General features: G+C 44.4%; 9 protein-coding genes. 5 read left to right on the top strand and 4 right to left on the bottom strand.

The window, feature by feature from the left end:
• Positions 1-84 precede the first annotated feature (84 nt).
• Positions 85-618 carry a crossover junction endodeoxyribonuclease RuvC gene (gene ruvC, locus Q4B82_RS08050; RefSeq protein ID WP_303065934.1) on the bottom strand — a complete coding sequence of 178 codons (534 nt, stop codon included), beginning with the start codon at positions 616-618 and terminating at the stop codon, positions 85-87.
• 82 nt (positions 619-700) lie between these two features.
• Complete coding sequence (dtd, locus tag Q4B82_RS08045) at positions 701-1,135, bottom strand: D-aminoacyl-tRNA deacylase (RefSeq protein ID WP_303065933.1); 435 nt, start codon at positions 1,133-1,135, stop codon at positions 701-703.
• 336 nt (positions 1,136-1,471) lie between these two features.
• Between dtd and Q4B82_RS08040 the strand changes: the two genes are divergently transcribed.
• From Q4B82_RS08040 to grpE, 5 genes are all read left to right on the top strand, one after another.
• A complete protein-coding gene (locus tag Q4B82_RS08040; protein WP_303065932.1) occupies positions 1,472-2,338 on the top strand; it encodes a mechanosensitive ion channel family protein in 867 nt (288 codons plus the stop codon).
• A 378-nt stretch (positions 2,339-2,716) separates the two neighbouring features.
• Positions 2,717-4,381, top strand: coding sequence for an ABC transporter substrate-binding protein (locus Q4B82_RS08035; RefSeq protein ID WP_303065931.1), 1,665 nt, complete (start codon positions 2,717-2,719; stop codon positions 4,379-4,381).
• 144 nt (positions 4,382-4,525) lie between these two features.
• Positions 4,526-5,539, top strand: coding sequence for an ABC transporter permease (locus tag Q4B82_RS08030; RefSeq protein WP_097114378.1), 1,014 nt, complete (start codon positions 4,526-4,528; stop codon positions 5,537-5,539).
• Between the two features lie 155 nt (positions 5,540-5,694).
• Positions 5,695-6,606, top strand: a complete 912-nt coding sequence (locus Q4B82_RS08025) for an ABC transporter permease (protein WP_303065930.1) — start codon at positions 5,695-5,697, stop codon at positions 6,604-6,606.
• Between the two features lie 128 nt (positions 6,607-6,734).
• Positions 6,735-7,277, top strand: coding sequence for a nucleotide exchange factor GrpE (gene grpE, locus Q4B82_RS08020; RefSeq protein ID WP_303065929.1), 543 nt, complete (start codon positions 6,735-6,737; stop codon positions 7,275-7,277).
• A gap of 324 nt (positions 7,278-7,601) precedes the next feature.
• Here grpE and Q4B82_RS08015 read toward each other — a convergent pair whose 3' ends face one another.
• Together Q4B82_RS08015 and prfH are read right to left on the bottom strand one after the other, a co-directional pair.
• Positions 7,602-8,225: a bifunctional 4-hydroxy-2-oxoglutarate aldolase/2-dehydro-3-deoxy-phosphogluconate aldolase gene (locus tag Q4B82_RS08015; protein ID WP_303065935.1), complete on the bottom strand. Its 624-nt coding sequence runs from the start codon at positions 8,223-8,225 to the stop codon at positions 7,602-7,604.
• 297 nt (positions 8,226-8,522) lie between these two features.
• Positions 8,523-9,134 (bottom strand): peptide chain release factor H, encoded by a 612-nt coding sequence (prfH, locus tag Q4B82_RS08010; RefSeq protein WP_303065928.1) that lies wholly within the window; start codon positions 9,132-9,134, stop codon positions 8,523-8,525.
• Between the last annotated feature and the right edge of the window lie 73 nt (positions 9,135-9,207).

Genomic DNA, 9,207 nt, shown 5'->3' with positions numbered 1-9,207 from the left:
AAGTAACAGCTTCTTTGTCGGCACTTGTTTGGGTAGTGGATTGTAAACAGAAAAAATGTATATTCAAACAAAAGAAAGGAAACTTTAAATTTGTAAACGCCCCTTTTTAAGTGCTAACCCTCCCAATTGTTTGTTTAAACCTGATGAGCGTAAAGCATGAGTTAAAGCAACTGCCAAGCCATCTGCTGCGTCACTTTGTGGTGTGCCTGATAAGTGCAGCATATGCATAACCATATGCTGTACCTGTTCTTTAGCAGCTTTTCCTTGCCCAACTACTGCTTGTTTGACTTGTAAAGCCGTGTATTCATATACAGGTAAATCACGCATAACCAGAGCGGCAACTGCTGCTCCTCTAGCTTGACCAAGCATCAGTGTAGCAGCTGGGTTCACATTAACAAAAACTTTCTCAATTGCAGCTTGATTTGGGTGATAAGTTTCAATTAGCTCGCTGATATGGCGCACAATAATGCTAATTCTTCCTGCTAATTCATCATTTGGAATGGTTTTAATGCAACCACTGGCAACATAATGCTGCTCATAACCCACTACATCAATGATACCAAAACCTGTGCTGCGACTGCCAGGGTCAATGCCCAATATGCGAATGGGGCGTGTCATAATGTGCTGCCTGTGAAAGATAAGGGTAGGTATTTTAACACCGTTTATGTTGATTTTCAGGCAGCCTTTTATGTTAATGATATTAGACTTGTAACCAAAACGTAACAGGTCCATCATTACACAGAGAAACTTGTATATTTGTCCCGAAACAACCTGTGGCGGTTTGAATTTTTTGTGCAGATTGTTGATAAAAATAATGGTATAAAGTTTCGGCGTGTTTGGGTGTAGCAGCATGAGAAAAACTGGGGCGCGAACCTTTGTGTGTGTCGGCTGCCAAAGTGAATTGAGATACCAACAATAATGCACCATTAGTCTGTTGGACATTCAAGTTCATTTTGCCATTTTCATCTGAAAAAATTCGGTAAGACAATATTTTATTCAATAATTTATCTGCTTGATGGACATTATCGTTTTGTTCAATGCCCAATAATACCAATAAGCCTGTACCGATTTTGCCTACAATTTGATTGTTTACTTTCACTTCGGCATGGGTAACACGTTGTATCAAAGCAATCATAGCATTCGCTCCATTCATTTATGTATTGAAGATGTGGTCGTTAAAATACAAATTAGGACAAGACGACAATGCACACTGTGTACGAGACACAATTTAGTGTTTTGGTAACGCTCGCAGAAGTGAAAAAGCAGTACGGCGTTGCCAACACACTAATGTACTACTTACGGCGGACGTTATCGCCTTGTACTGTTTTTTACTTCTACGACCATAAAATCAAGTTTTTTCAGGCAGCTTGTCTATTCAAGAAAAACAAGTTTTGAAAACATTAACGAAGTATTCAACACAACTTCATTTCATTCAATCAATATTGTGTTTGAATTTAGACAGGAAAATCATATGGAAGTGTTGCAAAACGGGTTAAACATACTCAAAAATAGCCCCATTTCACAAGAATGGGTATTGTCTCTATTACTTGTGCCACTGGTTGTCATTTTGCGTTCCATATTATTGCGTGTGTATTTTCGCCATCACCCTGAGCAATCTATTGATGAGAAACGCCGTTTATTGGTTGCCAGTCGCAATACTGCGTTGGCAGTATGTTTATTCGGTTTGCTTACAGTATGGGCAAGTCAAATTCAAACTTTTGCTCTGTCTATGGTGGCATTAGCAGCAGCAACGGTAGTGGCAACCAAAGAATTGATAATGTGTCTTTCAGGCAGCCTATTGCGCATCGTTACCAAACAATATTCAGTTGGCGATTATATTGAAATCAATCATATGCGTGGTAGAGTGGTAGACATCAACTTATTCAATACTCTGATGATGCAAATTGGACCTAATGCATGGGTGGGACAATTATCAGGTAAAACCGTTTCTTTTCCTAATAGTTTGTTATTAAGTCATGCGGTGGAGCGCGACAATGTATTGGGGAATTATGTAGTACACAGCTTTGATATTCCTGTTCCCATTCATTTGGATTCCGATGCGATTGTACCCGAATTGTGGGCGGTTTTATCCGAAAAATGTCATTCGCATTCTGCTGAAATTGCCCACTATTTAGAAGAAGTACAAGCACAAAGATTATTCATCACGCCAGCTGCACAACCACGCATCAGTCGCGTGCCACATGATGATAAAGTTTATCGTTTAGTGGTGCGTTTTGCCTCGCCTGTGGCGCAACGTTTAGAAATCCAGCAAGCCGTATTGGACGAATTCATAAGAGTGCAATACCGTTTACTTAACCCACATCTTGAAGCAAAATGATTTAACCAAACGCCCCATTTCAAGGCTGCCTGAAAGTTTATTTTCAGGCAGCCTCTTGATTGGCAATAGCCCCTAAAATTAACATGAACAAAATAACAACGAATGGTCTCGTTGTTTCAAATACAAATGGTACAGCGTTAGGTGTACAACAGAGGGTATTGTTGTCTTGTTTATGTTAATTTGAAAAAAACATACATAAACGGGTTGTCAACATTGCATGATGCTTCTTTAAAAACAACCATAATCGTCATTCAGTGCATTTAACGTACTGATTTATGATAAATTAACATGAATAACCACAGTTTAACACTTTACTTACAAAGTATTTACCGTTATATTTTGGTTTTTCACAACCACAAACATCAAGCGAGGACATTCATGAAACACACCAAATTGTTCACCTTATCTGCTTTGGCAACCAGTTTATTATTAGCAGCCTGTGGTGGTGGCAACAATACTCAATCTGCTGCTCCAGCATCTGACGAAACCGCCAAAACCGCACCAGCCAGCAGTTCAGGCAGCAAAACCTTGGTTTACTGCTCCGAAGGCAGCCCAAGCGGTTTTGACCCTGCACAATGGACGGACGGCACGTCTTTTGATGCCAGCGCATACCCCATTTACAATGGATTGGTGCAATTCCCACGCAATGGCACCGAAATTCAGCCAGCCCTAGCCGAAAAATGGGACATTTCCGAAGACAACAAAACCTACACCTTCCATTTGCGTAAAGGCGTGAAATTCCACAGCAACGAAAGTTTTACCCCATCGCGTGAATTCAATGCCGATGATGTGGTGTTCACATTCAAACGTTTGAGCGACCCCAATTTTGCATTCAACAAAGCCTATCCAACCGAATTTCCTTATGCGGTAGACATGGGGCTGCCTGACAACATCGCCAATGTGGAAAAAGTGGACGATTACACCGTCAAAATCACATTAAAAGAAGTGGACGCGCCATTTTTGCAAAACATTGCCATGCCTTTTGCCTACATCGGTTCGGCTGAATATGCCGACAAATTGGAAAAAGCAGGCAAAGCGGCAGATTACAATACCCAGCCCATTGGCACAGGTCCATTCAAATTCGTTTCCTACAATAAAGATTCGCAAATTCGCTATGCCAAACACGCCGATTATTGGAATGTGAACGATGTGCATATCGACAATTTGGTGTTTGCCATTACCAAAGATTCAGCCGTTCGCGCTCAAAAAGTGGCGGCTGGCGAATGCCATGTTTCCGCTTATCCCAAAACCGCCGAAGTGGAAGCCGCGAAAAAAGCAGGTAAAATCAATATCATTGAACAATCGGGCTTTAACTTGGGCTATGTGGGCTACAATGTGGAAAAAGCCCCATTCAAAGATTTGAAAGTGCGTCAGGCTTTGGATATGGCGATTAACCGCGATGCGATTATCAATGCCGTGTATCAAGGCGCAGGCACAGCCGCCACCAACCCCATGCCACCAACCCAATGGAGCTACAACGACACCCTGAAAAATGCCCCTTATGATGTGGAAAAAGCCAAATCCCTGTTAGCCGAAGCTGGCATTAAAGAAGGCACGGAAATTGAATTGTGGGCAATGCCTGTACAACGTCCCTACAATCCCAATGCCAAATTGATGTCGGAAATGATTCAGGCAGACTGGGCGAAAATTGGCTTGAAAACCAAAATTGTCAGCTACGAATGGGGCGAATACCTGAAACGCCTGAAAAATGGCGAAGGTGGCGCATTCTTAATGGGCTGGACGGGCGACAATGGCGACCCCGACAACTGGTTGGGCAATTTATTGACTTGTAAAGCAAAAGGCAGCAATTATGCGCGTTTCTGCCATGCCGAATTTGACAAATTGGTCAATGACGCGCGTGTGCTGACCGACAAAGCCCAACGCGAAGACAAATACAAACAAGCCCAAGTGATTTTCAAAGAACAATTACCTTGGACAACCATGGCGCATTCGGTGGTAACCGTGTTTACCGCGAAAAATGTACAAGGCTTTGAAATCAGCCCATTTGGTAATATGCGTTTTGATGGCGTGAAAGTGGAATGATGTTGCTTGCCACCCCATGCTAAAATGACAACCGCCGCCGCTTTGGGATTGCGGCGGTGGTTTTTTGATGTTGAGCCGTTTTCAGGCAGCCTGAAAACCCAATCCCCCCAATCTAAAAACAAAAAACAAGAACGCGAGCCAACCATGTTTTCCTTTATTATCAAACGCATTCTGATTTTGATTCCCGTGTATTTGGGATTGACCCTGTCCACATTCACGCTGATTCGCCTTGTTCCAGGCGATGTGGTGGAAATCATGATGGGCGAAAAAGCGGTAGACCCAGCCGTTCACGCTGCCGCCATGAAACGTTTGGGGCTAGACCAACCCTTGCCCATACAATATTTCAATTATTTAAAAGACATTTTTAGCGGCAATTTTGGCACATCGTTCCGCGACCGTACGCCCGTGTTGGACGACTTTTTATCGCATTTTGTGCCAACTTTGGAGCTGGCTTTGTGTGCCATGGTCATTGCCACCATTTTGGGGGTGGCATTGGGCATCACGGCTGCCTTAAAACGCGGCTCTTGGCTGGATTACACGCTGATGAGTGGCGCATTGGCAGGTTATTCCATGCCCATTTATTTGCTGGGCCCCATTTTAACGGGCTTTTTTGCACATTATTTGGGCTGGCTGCCTGTATCGGGCGTGATTAGCGTTTTTCAATTTTTGGACGTGAAACCGCTTTACGGTTCGTGGCTGCTTGGCTCATTAACCAGCAATCAACAAGGTGCGTTTATTGATGTTTTGAAACATTTTGTGTTGCCGTCCATTGCGCTTTCTACCATTCCTTTGGCGATGATTGCGCGTATGACACGTTCAGCGTTTTTGGAAGTGTTGGGCGAAGATTATGTGCGTACGGCAAAAGCCAAAGGTTTGTCGCCCATGCGGATTATTTTGGTACACGTTTTGCGTAACGCGATGATTACGGTGGTAACGGTAATTGGCTTGCAGATGGCAATGTTGCTGGCGGGCGCGATTTTGACCGAAACCATTTTCAGTTGGCCGGGTGTCGGCAACTGGCTGCTGGACGGTTTCCATAACCGCGATTATCCGATTGTTCAAAACGGCATTTTGCTGGTGGCAACCGCGCTGATGTTGGTGAGTTTGTGTGTGGACATTTTGTATGGATTGATTAATCCGCGTATTCGTCATTCGTAAAAAAATATTTTAGCTACGCTGAACTTCGTTTCAGGCAGCCTGCAAAACAAAATTTTTGATGTACCATAAATCTTATCCCCTCTCCCAAAGGGAGAGGGAGTAAAGAAGTTCAGGCAGCCTGCGCAATAAAATTCAAAAAATTTAAAGGAAAAAACATGAGCACAAACCAAGCAACGGTTTCCACAATCCAACGCCCCAAACCGCCTACACAATGGCAACTGTTTTACCGCACATTTTGTGCCAACAAAGGCGCGGTGTTGGGTTTGATGGTGTTGGTGGCGATGATTGTTTTGGCGTTGGCTGCGCCCATCATTGCTCCGCACGACCCCTATGAATTGTTCACAGGCAAAGAGCAATTACCCCCCATGTTTATGGAAGGTGGCAACAAAGCCTTTCCATTTGGCACAGACGATGCAGGGCGCGACACCTTATCGCGTTTGTTATACGGTGCGCGTTATTCGCTGTTTATCGGTTTGTGTGCGACCATTTTGTCCATGTTGGGCGGCATCAGTTTGGGTTTGTCTGCCGCGTTTTGGGCGAAACGTTGGGGTAAAGCCGTGATGTTGGTCAATGACATTTTGATGTCTTATCCCAGTTTGTTGTTGGCGATTATCATCGCGGCAATCTTGGGCCCGAGCATGACCAACACCATCATCACGATTGCGCTGGTGTGTTTGCCGCCCTTTATCCGCTTAACACGCGCCACCGCCATGGTGGAATTGCAACGCGACTACGTTACCGCCGCCCGTGTGATGGGGGCAGGGACACCGCGATTGCTGTTCATTACCGTGTTGCCAAATTGCCTTGCGCCCCTGATTGTGCAAGCCACGATGATTTTTTCTGCCGCGATTTTGGAAGCGGGCGCGATTGGCTTTTTGGGATTTGGGGTGCAACCACCCGATGCGGAATGGGGCGCGATGTTGGGTACGGCACGCCAATACATTCAAAGCAATGTGTGGCTGGCGATTTTCCCTGGTACGGCGATTTTCCTGTCGGCATTGGCGGTCAATTTAACGGGCGATGGCTTGCGCGATGCGCTTGACCCAAAATTGAAACAGGTTTCGTAATACAGGTTCTCAGTTTCAGGCAGCTAACTTGTAGCACATCAGGCTGCCTGAAACTTGAAAAATCCCATTTCGCCCTTATTTGGAAGTGCATGATGAAATTTTCCAATCCATTTCGCAAAGGAAACACAATGAGCGAAGCAAATCAAAACCCCGAAAATGAAAACCCAGAAGTACTGGACAATGAAGCACAAACGCCGCCCACCTATGAAGAATTGCAAGAACGTATTGCTGAGTTGGAAGGCATGGTCAAAGATGAGCAACTGCGCGCTTTGGCAAATGAACAAAATCTGCGTCGCCGTTTTCAAGATGAAATTCAGGCAGCACACAAATTTGCCATGCAAAAATTTGCAGGCGAAATGCTGGTCATTAAAGATTATTTGGAAATGGCATTGCTCGACCAAAGTGGCAATTTTGATGCGCTGAAAATGGGTGTGAGCATGACTTTGAATGAGTTGAACAAGGCTTTTGATAATGTGCAAATCAAAGAAATTGTGGCACAAAAAGGCGATAAACTTGACCCTCATCATCATCAAGCCATGAATGAAATTGATGTTACTGATGTACCAGCAGGGGCGATTGTGGGTGTGATGAAAAAAGGTTATACCTTGCACGAACGTGTGTTGCGCCCTGCTATGGTTACAGTAGCAAAATCAGAAGAATCAATTGGTTGAAGATATTTTCCCTGTTTTAGGCTGCCTGAAACAGCATGATTTTTTAGGTTTATCCACATTTGAATGGGCTGAAACGTTTGTAAAACGCAGTTCGTAGGGGCAGATTTCATATCTGCCCCGTTTAAGCTTGCAGGAATTTTTATAGGTAATTCATTTAAAAATGGGACAATGTGTAGGGTGCAACAAGTTGCACCCTACACATTGTCCCATTTGGTTCATTATATTAATAAATTGAAAAGGGACGGATATGAGATCCGCCTCTATGTCAGTTTGAAAGTGGGTTTGCAAAGGTTTCGGGCTTGTATTTTTTTGGTATTTTTACCGCTATGTGCGTAAAGCTGCTGCTTCTGCTGCCAATTGGGTAATCGTTTGCCAATCGCGTTGCTCAACCACTTTTTTGGGGGTAAGCCAAGAACCGCCTACACACAAAACATTGGGCAATTTCAAATAATCGGGAGCAGTGTTTAAACTGATGCCGCCTGTGGGGCAAAATTTCACATCAGGAAAAGGGCCGTACAAAGCGTGGAGCATGGCTTTTCCGCCTACCACTTCGGCAGGAAACAGTTTGCAAGTGTCGATACCATATTCCAAAGCCAACATTAATTCGCTGGGCGTGGCAATGCCAGGAATAAGGGGTATGTGGCTTTTTTCGGCTGCTTGTACCAAATGCACATTCAAACCTGGACTGATGGCAAACACCGCGCCTGCATCGGCAACAGCGTGTAATTGAGTGGCATTGATGACCGTACCTGCACCCACAATCGCATCTTTTACTTCTTGGGCGATGCGTTCAATCGCTTTGATACCATGTTCTGTACGTAAGGTAATTTCCAATGTGTGAATGCCACCCTCAACCAGAGCGTGTGCCAAATCAACCGCACAAGAGACATCGTCAATTGCCATGACGGGAATAACGGGGCTGGCAGATAAAATATCGCGCGGATTCATGTTCATTGTCTTTCTTGTTGTGTATTGTGAAGAAGAGTTTCAGGCAGCCTAAAACACTTGATGATTTTTCCCATTATACTACTCGTTTACCCATTAGAACGCGAATGCGGGATAAGAAAATTGAAAACATGATGAAAATAAATGACTTGTGTAGGGTATGGTTGCAGCATTGAAAAAGCACCTTATGTGCGATTTGTACACGGTGGGTATTGTCGATTTGTACAGCATTTTCATTTCTACGACTATATTGTAACGCTTGTTTTCAGGCAGCTTTTCAAAAAATGGCTGCCTGAAAAACTATTTTTCCACAAAATTTTTACCCCGAAACACACGCACCGCATTACCGCGTTCCAGTTGATAAAGCTGACTGTGCTGGTGTTGGGCATAATCTTGATTTTTCAGCGATAAATGTTCCGCCAATTTGAATGCCAACAATTCACGCGCCCGTTTTTTATTGGCGTGTTGGCTGCGTTCACTTTCCACGCGCACCGACAAACCTGTGGATAAATGCACCGCGCGTACTGCACTTTCCGTTTTATTGACGTGCTGACCGCCCTTGCCACCCGCTCGGCACGTTTCAAAGCGGATTTCATCGTTTTCAGGCAGCGCGGGCATTTCAGGCAGCCGCGACACCGCCACAAACCAATTTTTACGCAAATGCTGTGGACGAAACGGACTGGGACAAATCCATTGCAGCGTGCCAAGCCAACGCGCTGCAAATTCATCGGCACGGCTGCCTGAAACCGCCAGCACCGCCGACAACAAACCATATTTACTGGGCGTTTCGCTGATGATTTCGGTGGATAAATCGTGTTGCGCGGCTTCGCGGCAAATTTTGTGGAAAACGTGTTTGGCGAAAAATTGGCATTCGGCTGGCGATTGCCCTGTGGATAATTGTAAATAAATCATAATATTCCTGTGTTTAAAAATTTTTCAGGTTGCCTTTCAAAATATGGACAGAAACCGTTATCGTGCCAGTATT

Origin of the sequence: Alysiella sp., assembly GCF_030525755.1 — a bacterium.
Taxonomy (GTDB): Bacteria; Pseudomonadota; Gammaproteobacteria; order Burkholderiales; family Neisseriaceae; genus Simonsiella.
Note: the sequence above shows the minus strand (reverse complement) of the source record. Positions and strands in the feature narration are given on the sequence as shown.

Bases quoted from the DNA above. Each gene is read 5' to 3' on its own strand.
- Q4B82_RS08035 (WP_303065931.1), top strand. From the start codon at position 2,717: ATGAAACACACCAAATTGTTCACCTTATCTGCTTTGGCAACCAGTTTA.
- prfH (WP_303065928.1), bottom strand. From the start codon at position 9,134: ATGATTTATTTACAATTATCCACAGGGCAATCGCCAGCCGAATGCCAA.
- dtd (WP_303065933.1), bottom strand. From the start codon at position 1,135: ATGATTGCTTTGATACAACGTGTTACCCATGCCGAAGTGAAAGTAAAC.
- ruvC (WP_303065934.1), bottom strand. From the start codon at position 618: ATGACACGCCCCATTCGCATATTGGGCATTGACCCTGGCAGTCGCAGC.
- Q4B82_RS08015 (WP_303065935.1), bottom strand. From the start codon at position 8,225: ATGAATCCGCGCGATATTTTATCTGCCAGCCCCGTTATTCCCGTCATG.
- grpE (WP_303065929.1), top strand. From the start codon at position 6,735: ATGAGCGAAGCAAATCAAAACCCCGAAAATGAAAACCCAGAAGTACTG.
- Q4B82_RS08040 (WP_303065932.1), top strand. From the start codon at position 1,472: ATGGAAGTGTTGCAAAACGGGTTAAACATACTCAAAAATAGCCCCATT.
- Q4B82_RS08030 (WP_097114378.1), top strand. From the start codon at position 4,526: ATGTTTTCCTTTATTATCAAACGCATTCTGATTTTGATTCCCGTGTAT.
- Q4B82_RS08025 (WP_303065930.1), top strand. From the start codon at position 5,695: ATGAGCACAAACCAAGCAACGGTTTCCACAATCCAACGCCCCAAACCG.